The organism is Sulfitobacter sp. F26169L, assembly GCF_026410285.1.
Taxonomy (GTDB): domain Bacteria; phylum Pseudomonadota; class Alphaproteobacteria; order Rhodobacterales; family Rhodobacteraceae; genus Sulfitobacter.
In genome coordinates, this window is the sequence record NZ_JAPMLP010000012.1 from 1 (window position 1) to 21,422 (window position 21,422).

Annotated in this window: 21 protein-coding genes; 13 read left to right on the plus strand and 8 right to left on the minus strand. The window is 60.5% G+C overall.

The genetic code is table 11. The features are described 5' to 3' along the window. The 4 genes from OS189_RS17160 to OS189_RS17175 all read right to left on the minus strand — a co-directional run. On the minus strand, window positions 1-703 hold a 703-nt coding region (locus OS189_RS17160), incomplete at its 3' end, for an enoyl-CoA hydratase-related protein (protein ID WP_267168569.1). Beyond that, window positions 700-1,635: an acyl-CoA dehydrogenase family protein gene (locus OS189_RS17165; RefSeq protein ID WP_267168570.1), complete on the minus strand. Its 936-nt coding sequence runs from the start codon at window positions 1,633-1,635 to the stop codon at window positions 700-702. The genes OS189_RS17165 and OS189_RS17160, both read right to left, overlap by 4 nt. Then, a complete protein-coding gene (locus OS189_RS17170) occupies window positions 1,632-2,795 on the minus strand; it encodes an acyl-CoA dehydrogenase family protein (RefSeq protein WP_267168571.1) in 1,164 nt (387 codons plus the stop codon). Before OS189_RS17170 ends, OS189_RS17165 begins: the two co-directional genes overlap by 4 nt. 42 nt (window positions 2,796-2,837) lie before the next feature. Continuing rightward, a complete protein-coding gene (locus OS189_RS17175; RefSeq protein WP_267168572.1) occupies window positions 2,838-3,614 on the minus strand; it encodes an IclR family transcriptional regulator in 777 nt (258 codons plus the stop codon). A 127-nt stretch (window positions 3,615-3,741) separates the two neighbouring features. Between OS189_RS17175 and OS189_RS17180 the strand changes: the two genes are divergently transcribed. From OS189_RS17180 to OS189_RS17225, 10 genes are all read left to right on the plus strand, one after another. Further along, on the plus strand, window positions 3,742-4,962 hold the full coding sequence (locus tag OS189_RS17180; RefSeq protein WP_267168573.1) for a CaiB/BaiF CoA transferase family protein: 1,221 nt from the start codon (window positions 3,742-3,744) through the stop codon (window positions 4,960-4,962). 33 nt (window positions 4,963-4,995) lie between these two features. Further along, window positions 4,996-6,162, plus strand: coding sequence for an acyl-CoA dehydrogenase family protein (locus OS189_RS17185; RefSeq protein WP_267168574.1), 1,167 nt, complete (start codon window positions 4,996-4,998; stop codon window positions 6,160-6,162). 29 nt (window positions 6,163-6,191) lie between these two features. Then, entirely contained in the window at window positions 6,192-7,478 is a 1,287-nt protein-coding gene (locus OS189_RS17190) for an acetyl-CoA hydrolase/transferase family protein (RefSeq protein ID WP_267168575.1), read from the plus strand. A gap of 79 nt (window positions 7,479-7,557) precedes the next feature. Continuing rightward, window positions 7,558-8,013, plus strand: coding sequence for a MaoC family dehydratase (locus tag OS189_RS17195; RefSeq protein WP_267168576.1), 456 nt, complete (start codon window positions 7,558-7,560; stop codon window positions 8,011-8,013). Continuing rightward, window positions 8,010-8,870: an HpcH/HpaI aldolase/citrate lyase family protein gene (locus OS189_RS17200; RefSeq protein WP_267168577.1), complete on the plus strand. Its 861-nt coding sequence runs from the start codon at window positions 8,010-8,012 to the stop codon at window positions 8,868-8,870. Before OS189_RS17195 ends, OS189_RS17200 begins: the two co-directional genes overlap by 4 nt. Window positions 8,871-8,899: 29 nt before the next feature. Then, the gene (locus OS189_RS17205) at window positions 8,900-9,475 is read left to right on the plus strand and encodes a TRAP transporter small permease (protein WP_267168578.1); all 576 of its coding nucleotides are present in this window, start codon (window positions 8,900-8,902) and stop codon (window positions 9,473-9,475) included. Then, a complete protein-coding gene (locus OS189_RS17210; protein ID WP_267168579.1) occupies window positions 9,472-10,755 on the plus strand; it encodes a TRAP transporter large permease in 1,284 nt (427 codons plus the stop codon). Before OS189_RS17205 ends, OS189_RS17210 begins: the two co-directional genes overlap by 4 nt. A gap of 42 nt (window positions 10,756-10,797) precedes the next feature. Further along, window positions 10,798-11,838 (plus strand): TRAP transporter substrate-binding protein, encoded by a 1,041-nt coding sequence (locus OS189_RS17215; RefSeq protein WP_267168580.1) that lies wholly within the window; start codon window positions 10,798-10,800, stop codon window positions 11,836-11,838. A 70-nt stretch (window positions 11,839-11,908) separates the two neighbouring features. Further along, a complete protein-coding gene (locus OS189_RS17220; protein ID WP_267168581.1) occupies window positions 11,909-13,240 on the plus strand; it encodes an MFS transporter in 1,332 nt (443 codons plus the stop codon). Further along, window positions 13,240-13,695 carry a MaoC family dehydratase gene (locus tag OS189_RS17225; protein ID WP_267168582.1) on the plus strand — a complete coding sequence of 152 codons (456 nt, stop codon included), beginning with the start codon at window positions 13,240-13,242 and terminating at the stop codon, window positions 13,693-13,695. Before OS189_RS17220 ends, OS189_RS17225 begins: the two co-directional genes overlap by 1 nt. A 7-nt stretch (window positions 13,696-13,702) precedes the next feature. On the opposite strand, the gene OS189_RS17230 is transcribed toward OS189_RS17225, so the two are convergent. The 4 genes from OS189_RS17230 to OS189_RS17245 are packed head-to-tail and all read right to left on the minus strand — an operon-like array spanning window position 13,703 to window position 17,073. Then, window positions 13,703-14,785, minus strand: coding sequence for a CaiB/BaiF CoA transferase family protein (locus tag OS189_RS17230; RefSeq protein ID WP_267168583.1), 1,083 nt, complete (start codon window positions 14,783-14,785; stop codon window positions 13,703-13,705). After that, a complete protein-coding gene (locus OS189_RS17235; protein WP_267168584.1) occupies window positions 14,782-15,261 on the minus strand; it encodes a MarR family winged helix-turn-helix transcriptional regulator in 480 nt (159 codons plus the stop codon). Before OS189_RS17235 ends, OS189_RS17230 begins: the two co-directional genes overlap by 4 nt. A gap of 11 nt (window positions 15,262-15,272) precedes the next feature. After that, a complete protein-coding gene (locus OS189_RS17240) occupies window positions 15,273-16,139 on the minus strand; it encodes a MaoC family dehydratase (RefSeq protein WP_267168585.1) in 867 nt (288 codons plus the stop codon). 4 nt (window positions 16,140-16,143) lie between these two features. Beyond that, the gene (locus OS189_RS17245) at window positions 16,144-17,073 is read right to left on the minus strand and encodes an SDR family NAD(P)-dependent oxidoreductase (protein WP_267168586.1); all 930 of its coding nucleotides are present in this window, start codon (window positions 17,071-17,073) and stop codon (window positions 16,144-16,146) included. A 153-nt stretch (window positions 17,074-17,226) separates the two neighbouring features. Here OS189_RS17245 and OS189_RS17250 point away from each other — a divergent pair, with 153 nt between their 5' ends. Genes OS189_RS17250 through OS189_RS17260 form a run of 3 tightly spaced genes read left to right on the plus strand, consistent with a single transcriptional unit; the run spans window position 17,227 to window position 21,421 of the window. Next, a complete protein-coding gene (locus OS189_RS17250) occupies window positions 17,227-18,381 on the plus strand; it encodes an acyl-CoA dehydrogenase family protein (protein WP_267168587.1) in 1,155 nt (384 codons plus the stop codon). Continuing rightward, window positions 18,378-19,937 (plus strand): long-chain-fatty-acid--CoA ligase, encoded by a 1,560-nt coding sequence (locus OS189_RS17255; RefSeq protein ID WP_267168588.1) that lies wholly within the window; start codon window positions 18,378-18,380, stop codon window positions 19,935-19,937. Before OS189_RS17250 ends, OS189_RS17255 begins: the two co-directional genes overlap by 4 nt. Window positions 19,938-19,972: 35 nt before the next feature. After that, window positions 19,973-21,421, plus strand: coding sequence for a hydroxymethylglutaryl-CoA synthase family protein (locus OS189_RS17260; protein WP_267168589.1), 1,449 nt, complete (start codon window positions 19,973-19,975; stop codon window positions 21,419-21,421). The last annotated feature ends 1 nt before the right edge of the window (window position 21,422 follow it).

Genomic DNA, 21,422 nt, shown 5'->3' on the forward strand with positions numbered 1-21,422 from the left:
CCAGATCGAGCGCGGTTTCAAGCGGCACATCACCGGACTGACGCACAAGACGCTTGTTGAGACGGATGCTTTTGGGCGCAAATGCAGTGATCTGTCGGGCGATCTCCCACGCCTTGTCCAGCAGATCATCGGGTTCGGCCACATGGGTCACAAGGCCCCAGTCTTTGGCCTGGTCGGCGTCCAGCACACAGCAGGTCAGTGCCATTTCCATGGCTTTGGCGTGGCCGATCACGCGCGGCAGATACCACGCGCCCCCATCGCCCGACACCAGACCGACACGCAGGAAACTTTCCGCAAACGAGGCACGGGTGGACGCGATGCGGATATCGCACATCGTCGCCAGATCCATGCCAGCGCCAATCGCGTGGCCGTTGACGGCGGCAATGGCAGGCACGTCCAGTTGGTGAAACAGGCGCGGCAGTTGCTGGATATTGTTGCGATACCCTTCCTGCATTTCCAGCGGTGTGCCGGTAAACATCGGATGCGTGCCATCGCGCATTTCCTTGACGTTGCCGCCAGCGCTGAACGATTTTCCCGCACCGGTCAGGATGATACAGCCCAGTGATGCATCGGCATTGGCCCCTGACAGAAAGTCGATCAGGCCGGTAATGATATCATCCGACAGCGCATTGCGCGCATCGGGGCGGTTCAGGGTGACAAGGGCAATCGGCCCCTTGCGTTCGATCAGTACAGCATCGCTCATGCGTGGTTTCCTTCTGTGTCTGCAATATAGGGCCAAAGGCCGTTTGGTGCGGCGCAGGCCGCGCGCCCAATGGCGATTTCGCAATCGGCCTGACGGCCCCAAGTATCACGCCAGTGCCACAGCTTTTTGGTAAAGTGGTGCAGCGCGTGTTCTTCGGTAAATCCGATGGCCCCTGCCAGTTGGTGCGCGGTTGCCGCGACTTTGGTTGCCGCAACCCCCGCCTGCGCCTTGGCAGACGCCCACAAAAGCACGCGGCTGTCGGCGGTTTCAAAAGCCTCCAGCGCGCTGGCAAGGGCGGCTTCGGTAATTGTCAGCTCGCTTGCCGCTTCGGCCAGTTGGTGCTGGATCGCTTGAAATTTCTTCAGCGGGCGGCCGAACTGGGTGCGGGTTTCGACATGATCCACCATGATGTCGAGGGTGCGCGCCATTGCGCCAGTCATCGCCGCCGTGCTCAGCAGGGCACCCATGACAAGCGTGTCATCGTCATGGCCTGCATCGGTGTTTTCCAGAACGCACCAGGGCGCGTCAGCGATAGAGGTGAACGGTTTGCCCGTATCAGCGGCCAGTGTTTCACGCCCCGTTCTGATAGATTGCGTGCCCTGCATCAGCGGGGCAATGGCGGGGCTGCCGTGGGCAACGCTGACCTGCGCTGCATCCGCATGCGGATCAAGATGCGCCAACAGCAGCATTTCGACAATCGGCACGGGTGCGCCGTGCCAGCCACAGCGCCACGCCACGCAGGCAGCATCGGCAAGCGTTCCGTCCAGACCGCCGTCCGCCTCGCTGGCGAGGACCCGCGTAAAGCCGCTTTCGATCATCTCGCCCATCAGGGTTTCGGGCAAATCCGCGCTGTTGCGCGCCATGGCATCCGCCAAACGCCGCTCAAGCAACGTATTGAGCGCGTCATCCAGCATTTTTGTTGTATCACTCATCTCAGGCCCATTTCTCTGGCGATCATGCCTTTCAGGATTTCACGTGTACCGCCGCGCAGGCTGAACGACGGGGCGCTCAGAATGGCGGTGGCAAGGGCGGCTTGTGCGGGGTTGCCATTGCCCGATGGCACCAGATCAAGCAATCTGCGCGCCACTTCGGGGATTTCCTGTTCCAGCGCGGTGCCGGTGTCTTTCATAATTGTGGCCATGCCGCCGATGTCCTGCCCCGTCGCCAGACGGCGGTTGATGCGCAGCGAAAGCTGGCGGATCGCGGACAGGCGGGCGGTCAGGCGACCGACCTCTGCCATGGCGAAGCGGTCCGCGCTGTCTGCGGCCATATCCGCCATGGTCGACAACAGTACAAAGGTGGACAGGATGCGGTCCGGCCCGCTGCGCTCGAACCCCAGTTCCTCGTTCACCAGCCGCCATCCGTCGCCCTCGGCGCCCAGCAGGAAATCATCAGGCACAAACGCGCCGTCAAATGTCACCTCGTTCAGCTCTTCCTCACCGCGCAGATCGCGCAGGGGGCGGGTGGTGATTGCGGGCTGGTCCATTGGCACAACCAGTTGCGACAGCCCGTCATACCGCCCTTCGCCGCGCGGCGAGGTGCGGCACAGGGCGATAATGTAATCGGCGTGCTGGGCATTGGTGGTCCAGACCTTCTGGCCATACAGGGCAAAGCCGCCTTCGACCTTTTCGGCACGGGTGCGGATCGAGGACAGGTCCGATCCGCTGTCGGGTTCGCTCATCCCGATGCCGATGGTGCAGGTGCCTGCGGCGATCTTTGGCAGGATTTCATCCTTGGCGCGTTGTGATCCGTTGCGCAGGATTTGCGGCGCGCTCTGGCGGTCCGCGATCCAGTGCGACCCCTGCGGCGCACCGGCGGCCAGCAGTTCTTCGCACACGACATAGCGTTCAAACGGACTGCGCTCGTGACCGCCGTATTGCTTTGGCATGGTCATCGCGATGTAGCCTTCTTCGGCACAGCGCAGCGAGAACGCGCGGTTCCACGTTGTCCACGTCTGACGACCGGGGACAAGCGTGCCGCTTTTGATTTCGGCTTGCACAAATGCGCGCACCTCTGCGCGCAGGGCGGCCTCGTCGATGGTTCGGGATACGGGAACCGCATCGAATATCGGGAACAGGCGGGGGATGCTCATGGGGTTGGGGGCCTCTTTCTGGGGTGTGTTCGGATCATGGTTTCAGCCGTGCAGCCGGTGCAGACCGGGCATGTGGGTGCGCATGTAATCGGGGCCGAAATGGCGCGCGATGGCATCATGGACCATGCGCGCACTGTCGGGCATCCGGTCCTGTACCCGAAACAGCGGACCCGCCACCGTGACCGAGTAGATAGACCCATCCATCACCAGCGGCACAGATACACCGCCCAGATCACGGCTATAGGCGGATGCGCTGCAAAACCAGCCGCGTTTCAGACCGTCTGCGATGTTCTTTTCGACTTCAGGCACGCTCATCGGGGTGCCATCGCCGTAGCGAGTAAATGTTGCTTTTTTCAAGATGGCGGCGATGTGTTTTGCAGGCATCTGGCTCATCGTGGCCTGGCCCGACGCGGTCAGATGGATCGGCACCTGCTTGCCTGCGTCAGCGGTATAGCGGATCGCATGGGTGGACTGGATCACCGACAGCAACACCGCCTGCTGTCCGTTGGGCGCGGCAATCCAGACGGTTTCACCGCTTGCCTGCGCCAGATCCTCGATCAGGTTGGTGGCCTGTTCGGGCAAGGGATTGGCCATGGCGATTTCATTGGCCAGCGCGAGCCAGCGCGGGGTCGGGTAGAATCCGGCGCGCGGCTTTGGCTCATACAAAAAGCCGCGCTGTACCAGTGTTGAAATCAGATTGAACGCGCTTGAACGCGGCAGGCCCAGATCGTGCGAAATTTCCGCCAGACTGGCAATGCGCTGGTTGCGTGCAAAATACTCCAGCAAATCCAGAACATTAGCGGCCTGTTTTACAATCATATGGTCTGCCCCGCTTTTTCGCCGGCCTGTGGCGATACAATCTTCACACTTGACTTATGAACTATTCCTGAAAGTATGTCCAGTATGTTAGACTGAAAGTTCATATATATGGACATTGGAGATTGTTATGGGACCGCTGGCCGGAATACGGATTATCGATGTTTCATCGGTACTCATGGGCCCCTACGCGACCCAGATCCTTGGGGATTACGGGGCGGACATCATCAAGGTTGAATCGCTTGACGGTGATCTGGTGCGCCAGATCGGTCCGGCGCGAAATGCGGGAATGGGTCCGGTGTTTCTGAATGCCAACCGTTCAAAACGCTCCATCACGCTGGATCTGAAAAAGCCCGAAGGACGGGAGGCGCTGTTGCGGCTGTGCGAAACCGCCGATGCGCTGGTGTACAACGTGCGCCCTGCCGCCATGGCGCGGCTGGGTTTGTCCTATGAGGAGGTCGCGGCGGCGAATCCGCGCATCATCTATGCCGGATTGGTGGGGTACAGTCAGGACGGCCCTTATGCATCACGCCCCGCCTATGACGATCTGATTCAGGGCATGTCGACCATTCCCTATCTGTTTTCGCGCGTGAACGAAGGCGCGCCGCGATATGTGCCAACGGCCATGGCCGACCGCGTTGTCGGTCTGGTGGCGGTGAACGCGATCCTTGCTTCGATTATCGAGCGTGACCGCAGCAACGAGGGCCAGAAGGTGGACATTCCGATGTTCGAAACGATGGTCAGCTTTGTGATGGGCGATCACATGGGCGGCCTCACCTACGACCCGCCGCTGGACGAAGGCGGATATGCGCGCCAGTTGTCCCCCGACAGGCGGCCCTACCAGACCAAAGACGGATACATCTGCGCGCTGGTGTACAACGATGGCCACTGGCGGCGCTTTTTCGATGCGATTGGCAAGCCGGAGGTGTTTGAAACCGATCTGCGCTACCGCACCTTCGCGTCGCGGATGGCGCATATCAACGAGGTCTACGGCGAACTATCCGACATCCTGCTGACCCGCACCACGGCGGAGTGGATGGAGCTGATGGAAAAAGCGGATGTGCCCGCGATGCCGATGTACGATTTCCAAGGGGTGATGAACGATCCGCACCTGCAGGCAACAGGATTTTTTCAGGCGGTCGAACATCCGACCGAGGGCAGCATAAAGCAGATGGCGGTTTCGGCGCAGTGGTCGCGCACCCCTGCCAAGCCCGAACGCCTTGCGCCCCAACAGGGCGAACATAGCGTCGAAATCCTGCGCGAAGCGGGATTTAGTGACGCGGAGATCGACGGGCTGGAAGCCTGCGGTGCGGTTGGCACCGTCGCCGAAACCGCAGCCGCCCGCGTGTAGCACCGGAACTTTGAGAGACAAGAAGGACGTCCGATGGATTTTGCATTAAGCGAGGAACAAGAAGCAATCTGCGCCGCAGTGGGCAGCATTTGCGAAGGGTTCGATGACGCGTACTGGGCCGAGCGGGACCGCGACGGCGTCTTTCCGCATGATTTTTACAAGGCAATGGCCGATGGTGGCTGGCTGGGCATTTGCACCGCAGAGGCGCAGGGCGGTTCAGGGCTGGGCATCACCGAAGCCGCGCTGATGATGCGCACCATTTCGGAATCCGGTGCAGGGATGACAGGGGCCTCGGCGGTACACATCAACATTTTCGGGCTCAACCCCGTGGCCGTTTTCGGCACAGATGAACAGCGCGAGAGGATGATCCGGCCCATGGCCGCGGGCCGTGAAAAGGCGTGTTTCGCCGTGACCGAGCCGAACACCGGCCTGAACACCACGCAGCTAAAGCTTCAGGCGAAAAAGCAGGGCGACAAATATGTGGTGAACGGCCAGAAAGTGTGGATTTCCACCGCGCAGGAAGCCGATATGATCCTGCTGCTGGCGCGCACCACCCCGCTGGACGAGGTGAAAAAGGCGACCCACGGCCTCAGCCTGTTTTACACCCGCTTTGACCGTGACAAGATCCGCGTGCGCGAGATTGAAAAGATGGGCCGCAAGGCTGTCGATTCAAACGAGTTGTTCTTTGAAGATTTTGAAATACCCCAGGCCGACCTGATCGGTGAAGAGGGCAGGGGGTTTGAATACATCCTGCACGGCATGAACCCCGAACGCATCCTGATCGCCGCCGAGGGGATCGGGCTGGGGATGCTGGCGGTGAAACGCGCCGCGAAATACGCCAACGAACGGATCGTTTTCAACCGCCCCATCGGGCAGAACCAGGGCATCCAGCACCCGCTGGCCAAATGCTGGGCCGAGCTTGAGGCGGCGTGGATGATGGTCCTAGCGGCGGCGTGGCAATACGATCAGGGTCTGCCGTGCGGTGCGGCGGCGAACGCCGCGAAATACCTCGCCGGAGAAGCGGGCTTTACCGCCTGTGAAACTGCCGTGATGACCCATGGCGGTTTCGGCTACGCCAAGGAATATCATGTCGAGCGCTACCTGCGCGAGGTGCTGATCCCGCGCATCGCTCCGATCAGCCCGCAGTTGTGCCTGTCCTACCTTGCAGAAAGAGTGCTGGGCCTGCCGAAATCCTACTGAGTGCTGATGCCCTTGGGAGGGGGCGATACATGAACATATGCACGTCACCACACCCCCTTGCGGAGCTGACCCTGTCGCGCCATTTGCGCGCCGGTGACAGGGTTCTTGTTGCGCAAGGTGCTGGCGAGCCTGCGGCGCTGACACGCGCGTTGGTCGAGGCAGCAGCGGTGGTGGCGGATCTGACGGCCTGCATCGGCATGTTGACGCACGACGGATTGCGCAGCGCCAGTGGCCTTCGGTTTGAAAGCTATGGCGCGTTGGGCCATGCGGCGCGGCTGCAGCCGGGCGCGCTGATGACCCTGCCGATGCATTACTCCGATTACGTTGCCCATCTGTGTGATGGTCGCCTGCCCGTTGATGTGGTGTTGGTGAAACTGTCCCAAGCGGATGAAAACGGTGATCATCATCTTGGCATGGGTGATCTGCATCTGGTTGATGCCGCACGCCGCGCGCGGCTGGTGATCGCCGAGATCAACCCCCACACGCCGCGCACTTGTGGCACGATCTGGCCGCGTGACGTGGCGATTGATCATAAGGTATATTCCGCCGCACCGTCAGACGCTTTGCCACACGCCGCCGCGCGTGCGGCCAAAGATGTGGAAGATGTCGAAGATAAAATCGCCCGTCATGTTGCGCAATTGGTGCCGGACCGCGCTGTGCTGCAAATCGGTGTGGGGCGGTTGCCCGGTGCAATTGCACGGCATCTGCACGGGCACCGCGATCTGGGCATCCACAGCGGCGCGCTGACCGATGCGATTGTGACCCTGTTAGAGACTGGCGTAGTCACCAATGCAGCCAAAGAGATTGACGCAGGCGTTACCATAGGAGGGGCGGTAATCGGCGGCGCGGCGCTGTGCGCACACATTGCTGCAAACCCGTCTGTTCACATCCGCCACACCTCTTACACCCATTCGTCCCTTCAGATTGCGCAGCTGTCGCGGTTTCATGCGATCAATTCGGCGATCGAGGTTGATCTGTTCGGCCAGATCAACACGCAGACCGCCGCAGGCCGCGAGGTTGGCGGCATCGGGGGTCAGGTGGATTTCACCCGTGGCGCGCATCTCTCGCGGTCGGGGCGCGCGATTGTCGCGCTGCCCTCCACCGCGCAAGGGGGCGCGAAACCACGCATCGTGCCGCAGGTGGAGACTGTTTCACTGGCGCGCACCGATGCCGATACGGTGGTGACGGAATGGGGCATCGCCGAACTGCGCGGGATATCTGCACGGTCGCGCGCCGAACGCCTGATCGCCATCGCCGACCCAAGCCATCGCGACAGCCTGAACAAGGCATTGCACAAATGGGGGCAGAAACATTGACGTTAGGTAAACCCACGGGAATGATGGGCCGACCGGCGCGCGCGCGCCGCCAGCGGTCTGCACAGAAGGAGCAGGGCAAATGACAGGTTTGTATCTGGATGAATTCACCGTTGGCCGCCATTTCCGGCACCCGCTGACACGCACCGTAAGCGAGGCGGACAATACCACGTTCAGCCTGATGACGATGAACCCGCAGCCCCTGCACATCGATGCGCATTTTGCCGAAAGCACCGAATGGGGCGAGCGGCTGTTCAACTCCATGATGACGCTGGCGATCATGGTCGGCCTCAGTGTGCAGGATACAACGCTGGGGACCACCGTCGGCAATCTGGGGATGAGTGATGTGCGTTTTCCCAAACCGGTGTTTCATGGCGACACCCTGCGCGCCGAAACCGTTGTGATCAGTGTGCGCGAAAGCAAATCACGCGACGATGTCGGGATTGTCGAGTTTGAGCACACCTGCCTGAACCAGCGCGACGAAGTGGTGGCGATCTGCCGCCGCGCCGCGATGATGCGCAAGGGGCCGGTGGCATGATGCGCTCGCTTTTGTTTGTTCCCGGGGACAGTTTGCGCAAGTTCGGGCGCGCGCGCGAAGGTAATGCGGACGGGCTGATCCTTGATCTGGAAGATTCCGTCGCGCTGGCGCAAAAGGATGCGGCCTGTGCGGCCACCCGCCAGATGCTGGAAAGCGGGCGGGGCAAACAACGCCTGTTTGTGCGGGTGAATGCGTTTGAAACAGGGCGCACCCTGCGTGATCTGGCGGCGGTCATGCCGCTGCGCCCTGACGGCATTGTCCTTCCCAAATGCACCGGCGGCGCGGATGTGGCGCAGCTGGCGCATTATCTGGATGCGTTTGAGGCGATGGACGAAAACACCGCCGCACCCGCCCAGATTATCGGCATCGCCACAGAAACCGCCGGGTCCATTCATGGGCTGACCACCTACGCCGGTGCCAGCGCGCGGTTGTGGGGGATCATGTGGGGTGCCGAAGATCTGATGGCATCGCTGGGCGCCACGGAAAACAATGTCGATGGCGTGTTTACAGGGCCGTTCCAGATGGCGCGGAACATGTGCCTGACGGGGGCCGCTGCGGCGGGGATTGTCGCGATTGATACGGTCAGCACCCGCATCCACGACCCCGACCACAGCACCGCCGAGGCCCGCGCCGCGCGCCGTGACGGGTTCGGGGCAAAGGCGGTTATCCACCCAAGCCACGTGGACATCGTCAACACCGCCTTCACGCCCACACAGGCCGAGGCGGAATGGGCGCAAAAAGTGCTCGCCGCCTTTCAGGACAATCCTGATGCGGGAGTTGTCACAATCGACGGCCGGATGATCGACAAGCCGCATGTGCGCGCGGCCGAGAAGATACTGGCAGCACTTGCGCAATGAAACCGGAACACAACCAAACGGGGGGCAGCATGTCCGAGGCAACTGAACAAAACGGGTTTTCGCGGATGCTGGGCCATCTGGAAAATATCATGATGGTATTTTCAGGGCTCTCTATCGCCGCGATCATGCTGGTGGTCGTGTCGGATGTTGCGATGCGCTATATTTTTCAACAACCCCTTGGCTGGTCATACGATCTGATCGGGTCTTATTTGATGATTTGTGTGTTCTTTTTCGCGCTGTCCGATACGCTGCACAGCCATAGCCATATCGCGATTGACGTTTTCGCGCACAAACTGCCCCGCCGGTTTGAACATCTGTCCCTGACAATCGGGTATGCCGCGTCTACGGCGATTTTGCTGATGATCGCATGGCAGGGGTGGGATCGCTGTCAGGCTGCCTTTGCCGCCAACAACATGATTAGCACCACGGTGCCGTGGCCCACATGGCCTTCCTATTTCATGGTTGCGGTGGGGTCGGCAGTGTTGTCGCTGCGTTGCATCGTGCGCAGCATCGGGCACGGCGCATCGTTTGTGACAGGGCGTGACCTTGCCGATCTGCCGCCGCCACCCGTCACCTCATCCGATAACGCAGAGGCACAGCTATGACCGTCACTATTGTTCTGCTGATCCTCGCTTTCTTTCTGGTGGTCGGATTGCCGGTGGCGCTGGCCATGGCGATTTCCGGCTCGGTGGGGCTGTATATGCTGGGGGGGCTGCCGTTTCTGGAAGGGATATTGCGCACCACCCCCCTATCGACCGCCGACAGTTACGAGATCATCACCATCCCGATGTTTATCCTGATGGCGGAGTTTGTGATCCTGTCCGGTGTGGCAAATGATCTGTTTCGCGCGGCGTCCATCTGGGTTGGCCGTTTGCGCGGCGGGCTGGCGATGGCAACCGCAATGGCGGGCGCGGGGTTCGGCGCGATATCGGGATCATCCACCGCTGCGGCGGCAACGCTGGCGGCGACATCCATGCCCGCGATGCTGAAAGAAGGTTATGATCCCAAAATGGCGGGCGGAGTGATTGCCATTTCCGGCACACTGGCCATGCTTATCCCGCCCTCTATCGCGCTGATCCTTTATGGCATCATTGCCGATATCTCGATCGGTGATCTGCTAATTGCCGGCGTTGTTCCGGGCATCATTGTATCGCTGACAATCATCATCACTGTTGCTGTTGTTGTGCGTCTGGACAAAGACGCCGCACCCACAGGCCGTTCTTATACAATGCGCGAAAAATTCGCCTCTCTCCAGCGGATCGGCCCTATGCTGGTGCTGTTTGTCGCGGTGACCGGATCGATCTATTCCGGCCTTGCCACCCCGACCGAAGCGGCGGGTCTGGGCGCGTTTGTGGCGATGCTGATCGCGATCTGGGAGCGCAAGCTGACGCGGGCGGGATTCTGGCAGGCGCTGCGCTCGACCGCGCACACCAGTTGCATGATCCTGTTCATCATTCTGGGCGCGCATGTCTTCGGCTATTTCCTGACCCTGTCGCGGGTCACGAATGATCTGAGCGCGTGGATCGGAACGCTGGAAATGGCGCCACTGCTGATCATGTGTTTCATCCTGCTGGGCTATGTCGTTCTGGGCTTTTTCATGGACCAGATTGCAATCCTGATCCTGACGGTTCCGGTGATGTTGCCGCTGATTGTGCAGCTGGGGTTCGATCCTGTCTGGTTCGGGGTGATCATCGTTGTCACCGCCGAGGTCGGGATGGTCACGCCGCCGATGGGGATGAACGTCTTTGTCGTTGCCAGATACACCCGCAGACCACTGGCCGAACTGTTTCGCGGCGTCATGCCCCACGTCTGGGCGCATCTGATCATCATTGCATTGATGACAGTGTTCCCCGCCCTGATCCTGTGGCTTCCCTCAACGATGTGAGGCCGCGGGATTTAATACCAACCTGAAACCGGAGATAACAAAATGAAGTATCATCTGAAATCTACCCTCCTCGCGAGCACATTTGCTGGTCTTGCCGCAATGACCCCTGCGGTGACATCCGCCGAAACCCTGCGCGTTGCAGACAGCTTTCCGGTAGGTCATTACGTTGCCGAAAACCTCACCAAGGTCTGGATGGAGCGCGTGACCGAGCTGACCAACGGCGAGATCGAGTTTGAATACTATCCCGCCCAACAGATGGGTAAATCAAAAGACCTGATGTCGCTGGCGCAGACAGGTGTTGTCGATATCGGCTATGCGCCTGTGTCCTATCTGGCGGACAAGCTGCCGCTGTCGGCGGTTGGTGAACTGCCCGAGGCATTTACCAAGGCCTGCGAAGGCACCAAAGCCTACTGGAGCATTGCCAAGCCGGGTGAAATCCTGGACCAGGCGGAACTGGCCCCGCTGGGGGTGCGGATGCTGATGGTGATGGTTCTGCCACCCTATCAGGTGATGCTGGCGAAAAAGGAAATCACCGGACTGGACAGTTTCAGCGGTTTGAAACTGCGCACCAGTGGCGGCACCAAGGAGATCGCGGTTGAACTGCTGGACGCGACGCCGATCTCGATCTCGGCCCCCGAAACACGTGATGCGCTGGCGCGTGGCACTATTGATGGCGTGTTGTTCCCCCACTCCAGCACCATCCCCTACGGCCTGCCACCAGAGTTGAGCTATGCTACGCAGGATCTCAACTTCGGCTCGTTCATTGTCAGCTATGTTGTCAGTGAAGACCGCTGGCAGCAGTTTTCCCCCGAGGTGCAGAACGCCATGACAACCGCAGCCGAAGAAGTGATCGGGTCGGGCTGTGCGATTGCCGAGGAACTGGACATGGTCGACAAACAGAAAATGGCCGAAGAAGGTGTGGAGTTTGTCTCGCTGCCCGATGAGGATGTGAAGGTGCTGGATGAAAAGCTTGCAAGCATCGGCAAACGCTGGGCTTCCGAGCTTGACGGCCGCGGCCTTGCCGGCACGGAAATCCTCAACGCTTTCCGTGACGCGCTGAAACAGCAGGTTGGCAGTAACTAGGCGCAACCCTTTCACCATTTCACTCAGGCGCCCCGGTTGTCGGGGCGTCTGTCTATCGGATGCATAAACCTTGCCAGAACAATCACAAAATCCGTCCTCGCTTGTCCGCTCTACCGCCATGATGGCGGGGGTGGTTGTGGCCACGGGTTTTCTGTTCAATTTCGTTGCGCGCGGTGTGATCGACACATTCATGGTTTTCATCCTGCCGCTGGAAACAGAGTTCGGCTGGACCCGGTCAATGCTGACGGGGGTTTATTCCGGCTATCTGATTGTTGCCGGTGTGATGTCGCCACTGGCGGGCAAACTGCTGGAGGACTGGGGGCCGCGCTGGGTGTACGGCGTGGGCCTGTCGATGCTGGCGGCGGGGATGTATGGCGCGTCCTATGCCTCGGCGCTGTGGCACATCTATCTGTTTCACGGGGTGTTCGGCGGCATTGCGGCTTCGTGCCTTGGCATTGTTCCGGCGGCGGCGCTGATCGGGCGCTGGTTCGATCACAAGCTGAGCCTTGCAATCGCGTTTGCCTATGCCGGTTTCGGATCGGGTATTCTGGTCATTGTGCCACTGGTGCAAAGCATGATCGACATGGACGGCTGGCGCTATGCCTATCGCATGACGGGCATCGCGCTGGCGGTGATGTTGCCGCTGTTGCTGGTGCTGCCATGGCGGCGGATCGCGCAGGGCGCGCCCGCGCTGATGGCCGCGCGCAACAGCCTGCCACCCGATGCGGTGGGATCGGTGTCACCCCACAGCACCCGCACCAAAAAGACCGGCTGGACAATCAGAACCGCCATGGGCACCGCCGAATTCTGGTTGCTGGTGCAGTGTTTCTTTTTCACCGCCTGTTCGACCTATAGCATCATTGTGCAAACGGTCAGTTTTCTGGTCGATAACGGCTATCCGCCGCTGGATGCGGCATTTGCATTCGGTGCATCGGGGATGTTGTCCATTCTGGGGGTGCTTGGCTCGGGGTGGTTGTCGATGCGCTTCGGCTTCCGCTTTACGGTCACGCTGTCGTTTGCGGCCACGCTGACAGGCATCGCCGCGCTGTTCTGGTTTTCCTATGCGCCCCTGCCGCTGTTGGTGCTGGTCTACGTCATTTCCTTTGGCGTCAGTCAGGGTGCGCGCGGGCCAATCGTGTCGACCCTTGCCGCGCGTATTTTCGCACGCGGGTCGGTGGGTGCGATCTTTGGTGTGATTTTTATGTCGATGTCTTTCGGCTCGGCACTTGGTGCATGGATCGGCGGCTTTCTGCATGACCTGACGGGCGATTACCGCGCCGCATTTGTATTTTCGGCCCTCAGCGTCATCGGGGCTGTTTCGCCGTTCTGGTATTCCGGCAGGCTCACCGATCCCGAACCACTGGATTACCCGCGCCCCACACACAAAGAGGAGATTGCATAATGAAACTTCTGGGAGAAGGCTTTTACTGGAATGATCTGTCCGTTGGCGACAGATTCAAAACCTATGGCCGCACGATTTCGGAAACCGATATCATAAATTTTGTATCGGCTGTGGGGATGCTGGAATCGCTGTTTGTGGATGCGGAGTTTCGTGCCCGACATTCAGCCATTGACGGGCGCCCCGCCCCTGCGGCGCTGGTCTATTCCATCGCCGAAGGTCTGACCCTGAACGCAACGGGGCAGGGCACGGGGCTGGCGTTTTTGCAGATGGAGTTGAATGTCGAGGGGCCGGTCCTGCAAGGGGACACCATTCACGTTGAAATCGAAGTGACCGAAGTGCGCGCCACCAGCAAAATGGGCCGCGGCCTTGTGCGCACCAGAAACAGCATCGTCAACCAGCGTGGCGAGACGGTGATCACCTACACGCCCCTGCGTCTGATGGCAGGGCGCGATTAAGGCGCGGTCATTCGTCCAGAAGTGGCCAGTCGCGCATATCGTCCCATGTGACCTCAACCGCATCGCCGCGCGCAGGGGCTACGTTGTTGGCAAAACGCGGGGCGGGGGCGGGGATTGGCCTGCTGCCCTCGCTAAAGGTGGCGCGCGCGCGGTTGTGCGCGTGCTGCGGTGCTTCGTGCAGGTCCAGAACAGGGGCAAAGCAGATGTCGGTGCCCTCAAACAGGGCGCACCACTCGGCCTGTGTCCGCCGGGCAAAGATACCGGCAAATTCGGCGCGCCGCGCGATCCATTCGGATTTGTCGGTGCGGCCTTCGTAATAATCCTCCGGCAGCTCCAGCAGGCGCAGGAACAGTGCAAAAAATTGCGGTTCCAGCGGGGCGATGGTGATCCATTTGCCATCCGAACAGGTGTAAACACCGTAATAGGGCGCGCCCCCGTCCAGCCTGTTGTGTTGGCGTGCCACGTCCCATTCGCCCGAGTGCATCTTGGTATAGAACATTGTCATCAGCAGGGCGGCACCATCGCTGATTGCGGCGTCCACCACATCGCCTTTGCCGGTGCGCGCAGCGGCCAGCAAGCCGCCCAGCATACCCGCCACCAGAAACATCGACCCGCCGCCGTAATCACCCAGCAGGTTGAGCGGCGCAACAGGCGGGCGGTCAGCCTCGCCCGTGGACCACAGTGCGCCCGATAGCGCGATATAGTTGATGTCGTGTCCGGCTGCATGGGCCAGCGGCCCTGTCTGGCCCCAGCCTGTCATGCGGCCATAGACCAGTTTCGGGTTGATCGCGTGGCATTCATTGGGGCCAAGCGACAGCCGCTCCATCACGCCGGGGCGGAACCCTTCGATCAGCCCGTCAGCTTGCGCGATCAGGTGCAATGCTGCCGCGCGCCCTTCGTCCGATTTCAGATCAAGCGCGATCCGGCGTCTGCCGCGCAACATCGGATCATCAGCCACATCGGCGTGCCCCGCACGCACAACCCGCACGATATCGGCCCCCATATCCGCCAGCATCATTGCCGCGAACGGGCCGGGACCGATGCCGGCAAATTCCAGAATACGAAGTCCTGTCAGCGGGCCATTGCTCATCTGTTTTCTATCCCTTGTGGTGCGAAATCTATAGCTTCACCGGCCTCAAGGCCAGCTTGCAGGTTTTCGCGGATTTGAAACATGGTTTCGAACATCTTGTCGAGATCGGCAGGATCAATGTCGCCGTAGGTGATCTTGTTCACCTCTTTTTCGCAGCGGCTCATGGCGCGCCCGATCGGCAGGGCCGCCTCTGTCAGCCTGACACGTTTTGCGCGTTTGTCGACGCTGTCGGTGGTGCGTGTCACCAACCCCTGCGCCTCCAGACGGTTGATTGTGCCACCCACCGCCACAGTACCGACCAGCAGGCGCTGCGCCAGTTCCGACTGGGTCAGGTTGTCTTCGATAAACAGCTGGGTCAGCAACCATGCCTGCGACATCGTAATGCCGTGCGATGCGATCATACGGTCAAACAATGTGCTGCGCATGCGCGACACATCGTTAAACGCAGACCGTCTGGCGTGCAGATCATGGTTCATAACTTGGCCATTCAGGAAATTTCCGCCCGTCCATTGTCAAGCACCGTCACATCGCGGTTAACCACACGGGCGCGGAACGATACAACGTCCCCGTCCCGCCACATCTGGGTGCGGATTGTCTCGCCGGGATAGACAGGGGCGGAAAACCGCAGCTTGAGCGATTTCAGGCGCGCGGCGTCATAGTCGCAGTAGCCTTTCAGCACCGCATGTCCCGCAACCCCCAACGTACACAGCCCGTGCAGGATCGGCGCGTCAAAGCCGACCTGTCTGGCAACAGCCGGATCGGCATGCAGCGGGTTGAAATCACCCGACAGGCGGTAAATCAGCGCCGCCTGCGGCAATGTGGGCAGATCGATCTCCATGTCAGGTGCGCGGTCGGGAATGGTGTGCGGTGCCGGCTGTGGCCCCGCTTCGCCGCCAAAGCCGCCGTTGCCACGGGCAAAACTGGTCGAGGTCAGCGTTGCGATCTTTTCACCGCTTGCCACGTCGATCAGGTCACGCTCCACATAGATCAGCGCGCCTTTGCCCTCGCCCTTGTCCAGCACGCGCGTAACGCGGCTGGTCGCTTTTACATGGCCCGATGCGGGCAGGGGGCGGAACAGCTCCATCCCCTGTTCGCCGTGCAGCACCTTTTGCCACACGATGCCGGTATCTTCGTTGCGCGCCCAGAAACCGGGCGCGGCAAGAACAACCGCCATGGTCGGCACAGCGGAAAACCCCTGTGCCTCTTCGAACACAAACGGAAGCTGCGCGGCATCCAGTGGATCATGACCAAAGCCGAGGCCCAGAGCGTAGAGGATGGAATCCTTGTCGCTCCAGCTCTGCTCGATCTCCTCGAAAGGATAGTTTTTCAGGTGCTTTTCGAAATCCGATGTCATGGGCTTACACCGGATCCCAGCAGAACACGTCCGGCGAACGCTCCAGCTTGGTGAGAGAGCTTTCGAATGCGGGGAAGGCGTGTTCGATCAGTGTTTGCGGTGTCCAGCCTTCGGAACGCGCCATGGAACGGACGGGGCGGGGCTGGTTGAACAGCAGCACTTCGTTGGAACGGGCCACAAAAATCTGCCCGCTGATGTGCTGTGCCTCGTCCGAGGACAGCGCCACAACCAATGGCGCAATCTTGGCCGGTGTCATTTTCTGCATCCGCTCGACGCGCACCTTGTCCGCTTCGCTGTTGATCGGGATCGTGCCGATCAGGCGGCTCCATGCAAAGGGGCCGATCGCGTTCGAGGTTACGTTATAGCGCGCCATGTCCAGCGCGATGGAACGTGACAGCGCCGCGATGCCCAGCTTGGCGGCGGAGTAGTTCGCCTGACCCAGATTGCCGATCAGACCCGAGGTGGATGTCATGTGGATCATCCGGCCCGATTTCTGCTCGCGGAAAACCTGCGCGGCGGCGCTTGAGATGTTGAACGCGCCTTTCAGGTGAACCGAGATAACCGAATCCCAGTCTTCCTCTGTCATCTTGTGGAAGATCGCATCGCGCAGGATACCCGCGTTGTTTACCACAATATCAAGACGGCCAAAGGTATCGACGGCCTGCGCTACCATTTCATGCGCGGCCTTGTTGCTGGCAACGCTTTCGCCGTTTGCAACGGCTTTGCCGCCTGCCGCTTCGATCTCGCGCACAACTTCTGTGGCTGGGCCTGCATCCTGGCCTTCACCGCTGGCCGCGCCGCCCAGATCGTTCACAACGACGCTGGCACCTGCCGCTGCCAGTTGCAGCGCGATATCGCGGCCAAGACCACGGCCACCCCCTGTTACGATTGCGACTTTTCCGTCCAACAATTTTGCAGTCCCGTTATCCGACATGATCAATCCTTTGGTTTGGGCCTTGAAAGCAGGCGTTTGAGTCAGGTCTAGAATAAATCTGTACAAAAGTAAACTAGTGTATTATACATTAGCGAAGTAATTGACATTCACCGCGCGGTAACGGGTTTTACCGCACCTTTGGGAGGCTATTTCATGATTGAACGCACGCTATTCACGGATGAACACCACATGTTCCGCGATTCGGTTCGCAAGTTTGTCGAACAGAATGTGACGCCCTATCATGCGCAGTGGGAAGAAGACGGAATGGTGAGCCGCGAAGTCTGGAAGCAGGCGGGCGAGCAGGGATTGCTGGGCTGCGATGTGCCCGAGGAATACGGCGGCGCGGGCGCGGATTTCCTGTTCAGCGTGATCGTGATGGAAGAGCTGGCGCGTGCCAATGCCTTTGGCCCCGGATTTTCGCTGCACTCAGATATCGTGATGCCGTATTTCATTCACTACGCCTCGGAAGATCTGAAAAAGAAATGGCTGCCAAAGATGACAGCGGGCGAGGCGATCGGCGCCATTGCCATGACAGAGCCTGCCGGTGGTTCGGATTTGCAGAACCTGAAAACTTCCGCCGTGCGGGACGGGGATGATTACATCATCAACGGGCAGAAGGTGTTCATCTCCAATGGTCAGATGGCCGATCTGGTGCTGGTGGCCTGCAAGACGGACAAGAACGCAGGCGCCAAGGGCATCAGCCTGATCCTCGTCGAGGCGGACCGCGAGGGCTTCGACAAGGGCAAGAACCTCGATAAACTGGGCTGGAAGGCGCAGGACACATCCGAGCTGTTCTTTGACAATGTGCGGGTTCCCGCCGGCAACCTGATCGGCGAGGTCGAGGGGCGCGGATTTTACCAGATGATGGAGCAGTTGCCGCAGGAACGTCTAATGCAGGCTGTGCGTGCTACATCCAACCTTGAGGCGGCGCTGGAATGGACAGTTGAATACGTGACCGAGCGCAAGGCGTTCGGCGGCACCATCGCCGATCTGCAACACACACGGTTCAAACTGGCGGATGTGAAAACACAGGCGGTTATGCTGCGGGTGTTCACGGACCGCTGCATTGATCTGCACCTTCAGAAAAAGCTGGACGGGACCGATGCGGCGATGGTCAAGATGGTCACCTCCGAAACGCTGGGCAAATGTCTGGATGACTGTCTGCAAATGTTCGGCGGCTACGGGTATATGACAGAATATGCGATTGCGCGGGCGTGGGTCGATGCGCGGATGACGCGGATCGCCGGTGGCGCCTGCGAGATCATGCGCGAAATCATCGGGCGCAGCATTGTGGGCCGCGGCAAGTGATCCGGCTGGGGCGATTGATCACACGGGCGGCGCGTCATTCCGGGCATTTGCCCGCGCTGACCTGTGGGGACACAACCCTGACATGGCGCGATGTTGAAAGCCGCGTCTGGCGGGTGGCCCGCGCGCTGCGCGACCACGGGGTCGGCACCGACGATCGTGTGGCCTTCCTCGGCGTAAACTCGCACCGCTATTTCGAGATGTATTACGCGCCGTCCCGCATCGGTGCGATTTCGGTGCCGCTGAATTTCCGGCTGGCGCAGGCGGAGCTGGTTCAGACGCTGGAAGATTGCACACCGGTAATCCTGATGACAGACGCGCTGCACTACGAAACCGCATTGGCGTTGAAAGCGGCGGTGCCCTCGATCCGCCAACTGGTCTGGGCCGACAACTCGCCAGCGCCCGACGGGCTGCAAAGCTATGACGACTGGGCGGCGGGCAGTGGCGATGTGGATGACGGCGCGGGGATTGACGCGCTCGGCTCGCGCAATGACGAAACGGCGATCATCTTTTATACCGGCGGCACCACAGGGCGCGGCAAGGGTGTTATGCTGAGCCATACAAACCTGTTTGTAAATTCCTCCGGTGCGGTGTCGGTGTACGGTTTCCAACCCCGTGAAACACAAATGCTGTCGGGACCGATGTTCCACCTCGGCTCGGGGTCGCGCGTGTTCAGCGCGGCCCTGCTGTGTTCGCATACAATCGTTGTGCCGAAATTCGATGCGGTCGATGCGATGCAGGCGATTGAAAAGCACGCGATCGCGTCAATCCAGCTGGTGCCGACGATGCTGGCGATGCTGCTCAAGCATCCGCAATTCTCGCGCTTTGACCTGAGCAGTCTGCGTCTGGTGACATACGGTGCGGCAACCATGCCGCCCGAGCTGTTGCGCAGTGCATTGGCGACATTGCCGAAGGTGAAGTTTGTGCAGGCCTACGGCATGACCGAAGCCTCGCCCGTGGTCACGGTGCTGACCTCGGACCAGCACAGCCCGACCTCGACAAAGCTGGACACGGTCGGCACGCCGATGCCCTACGCCGAAGTGCGGATTGCGGACGAAAATGATGACGATGTCCCCACGGGCACCACGGGCCAGATTCTGGCACGCGGGCCAAACGTGATGATAGGCTACTGGAACCAGCCCGAAACCACCGCCAACGCCCTGCGCGGCGGCTGGTATCACACAGGTGACGCCGGATTTCTGGACGAGGACGGGTTTTTGCACATCGCAGGGCGCACCGCCGAGATGATCATCAGCGGTGGCGAAAACATCTACCCCGTCGAGATTGAAAAAGCGTTGTGCCAGCATCCCGCCGTGGCCGAGGCCGCCGTGATCGGCGTGCCCGATCCCCATTGGGGCGACACCGTACATGCCGTGGTGGTGACAAAGGCAGGCTGCAAGGTAACGCTGGAAGACCTGGTTGCGCACTGTCGCCCGTTGATTGCGGGGTACAAATGCCCGCGCGGTCTGACGGTGTGGCCCGATGCACTGCCGCTCACCAATGTGGGCAAGATGGACAAGAAAACGATGCGCGCCGCCGTTCTGGCCGCGCACCCCTGAAACACGAACGACGACACAGAAAAGGATTGCCGAACATGGATACAGGATTGCTGGCATACGGAGCCTACCTGCCGGTCAGGCGGCTTGACCGCGCCGCAGTGGCGCAGACACACGCGTGGTTCAACCCCGGCCTGAAGGGGCTGGGCCGTGGCACACGCACAATTGCGAACTGGGACGAAGATGCGGTGACAATGTCTGTTGCCGCTGCGCGCAACTGTCTGGAAGGGCAAGAGCGTGATGCACTGGGTGCGGTGTGGCTTGCCTCAACCAGCCTGCCGTTTCGCGACCGCCAGAATGCGGGCATTGTCGGGGACGCGCTATCGCTGAAATCCGACGCGATGACACTGGACGTTGCATCATCGCAGCGCGCAGGCACAACCGCGCTGATGGCGGCGCTGAAAGGCGGCGCGCAGGCGCTGGTGGTTGCCGCCGACCGGCGTGCAGCCAAGGCCGGCAGCCCGCAGGAGATGACATACGGTGACGGCGCCGCCGCGCTGTTGGTGGGTAAGGGCGATGTTGTTGCCCGCCTTGTCGGCAGCCACACCGAAGCGGTGGATTTTGTCGATCACTACCGTGGTGAAGACGGTGAGTTTGATTATGCGTGGGAAGAACGCTGGGTCCGTGACGAAGGCCACATGAAGATCACGCCCCGCGCGATCAAGGCCCTACTGGAAAGCACCGGCGTCGACGGCGCGAGCATTTCGCAATTCTGCTATCCGGCGGCGGCGCGCGGTGTTGCGGCCAAAGTGGCAAAAGCGGCTGGCCTGCCGGATGGTGCTGTGGCTGACAACCTGCAAGGCAACATCGGTGAAACCGGTGCAGCGCATCCGCTGCTGATGCTGGCGCTGGCGCTGGAAAGCGCAAAACCGGGGGATCGTATCCTGGTGGCGAGCTTTGGTCAGGGCTGTGATGCGCTGCTGTTCGAGGCAACCGACGCCATCACGAACCGCCCCGCCATCGGCATTGCAAGCCAGATCGAAAAGGGCCGCACGGATGCGAACTATGCCCGTTTCATGACCCTGAACGGCATGATGACGGTCGAGCATGGCATCCGCGCCGAACTGGACAAGGCGACCGCGCTCAGCAACCACTGGCGCAGCAAGGACATGACCCAGCGCATGATGGGCGGCCACTGCGAGGCCTGCGGCACAAACCAGTTCCCCAAAAGCCGCATTTGCGTCAACCCCGAATGCGGGGCCGTGGACACACAACGCGACGAAGGGTTCTCGGACAAGATCGGCAAGCTCAACAGCTTTACCGCCGACCGTCTGACCTATTCACCCGACCCGCCTGCCTATTACGGCATGGTACAATTCGACAGTGGGGGCCGCCTGATGTGCGACTTCACCGATATTGACGCCGAACACCCGCCCGAAGTGGGCATGGCAATGCGCATGGTGTTCAGGGTCAAGGATTACGACACGAAGCGTGGTTTCAGACGGTATTTCTGGAAAGCCATGCCTGCCACTCAAGAGGAGATATAAT

Excerpts from the sequence above, each read along its gene's own strand:
- OS189_RS17165 (WP_267168570.1), bottom strand. The coding sequence starts at position 1,635 with ATGAGTGATACAACAAAAATGCTGGATGACGCGCTCAATACGTTGCTT.
- OS189_RS17170 (WP_267168571.1), bottom strand. The coding sequence starts at position 2,795 with ATGAGCATCCCCCGCCTGTTCCCGATATTCGATGCGGTTCCCGTATCC.
- OS189_RS17175 (WP_267168572.1), bottom strand. The coding sequence starts at position 3,614 with ATGATTGTAAAACAGGCCGCTAATGTTCTGGATTTGCTGGAGTATTTT.
- OS189_RS17180 (WP_267168573.1), top strand. The coding sequence starts at position 3,742 with ATGGGACCGCTGGCCGGAATACGGATTATCGATGTTTCATCGGTACTC.
- OS189_RS17185 (WP_267168574.1), top strand. The coding sequence starts at position 4,996 with ATGGATTTTGCATTAAGCGAGGAACAAGAAGCAATCTGCGCCGCAGTG.
- OS189_RS17190 (WP_267168575.1), top strand. The coding sequence starts at position 6,192 with ATGAACATATGCACGTCACCACACCCCCTTGCGGAGCTGACCCTGTCG.
- OS189_RS17195 (WP_267168576.1), top strand. The coding sequence starts at position 7,558 with ATGACAGGTTTGTATCTGGATGAATTCACCGTTGGCCGCCATTTCCGG.
- OS189_RS17200 (WP_267168577.1), top strand. The coding sequence starts at position 8,010 with ATGATGCGCTCGCTTTTGTTTGTTCCCGGGGACAGTTTGCGCAAGTTC.
- OS189_RS17205 (WP_267168578.1), top strand. The coding sequence starts at position 8,900 with ATGTCCGAGGCAACTGAACAAAACGGGTTTTCGCGGATGCTGGGCCAT.
- OS189_RS17210 (WP_267168579.1), top strand. The coding sequence starts at position 9,472 with ATGACCGTCACTATTGTTCTGCTGATCCTCGCTTTCTTTCTGGTGGTC.
- OS189_RS17215 (WP_267168580.1), top strand. The coding sequence starts at position 10,798 with ATGAAGTATCATCTGAAATCTACCCTCCTCGCGAGCACATTTGCTGGT.
- OS189_RS17225 (WP_267168582.1), top strand. The coding sequence starts at position 13,240 with ATGAAACTTCTGGGAGAAGGCTTTTACTGGAATGATCTGTCCGTTGGC.
- OS189_RS17230 (WP_267168583.1), bottom strand. The coding sequence starts at position 14,785 with ATGAGCAATGGCCCGCTGACAGGACTTCGTATTCTGGAATTTGCCGGC.
- OS189_RS17235 (WP_267168584.1), bottom strand. The coding sequence starts at position 15,261 with ATGAACCATGATCTGCACGCCAGACGGTCTGCGTTTAACGATGTGTCG.
- OS189_RS17240 (WP_267168585.1), bottom strand. The coding sequence starts at position 16,139 with ATGACATCGGATTTCGAAAAGCACCTGAAAAACTATCCTTTCGAGGAG.
- OS189_RS17245 (WP_267168586.1), bottom strand. The coding sequence starts at position 17,073 with ATGTCGGATAACGGGACTGCAAAATTGTTGGACGGAAAAGTCGCAATC.
- OS189_RS17250 (WP_267168587.1), top strand. The coding sequence starts at position 17,227 with ATGATTGAACGCACGCTATTCACGGATGAACACCACATGTTCCGCGAT.
- OS189_RS17260 (WP_267168589.1), top strand. The coding sequence starts at position 19,973 with ATGGATACAGGATTGCTGGCATACGGAGCCTACCTGCCGGTCAGGCGG.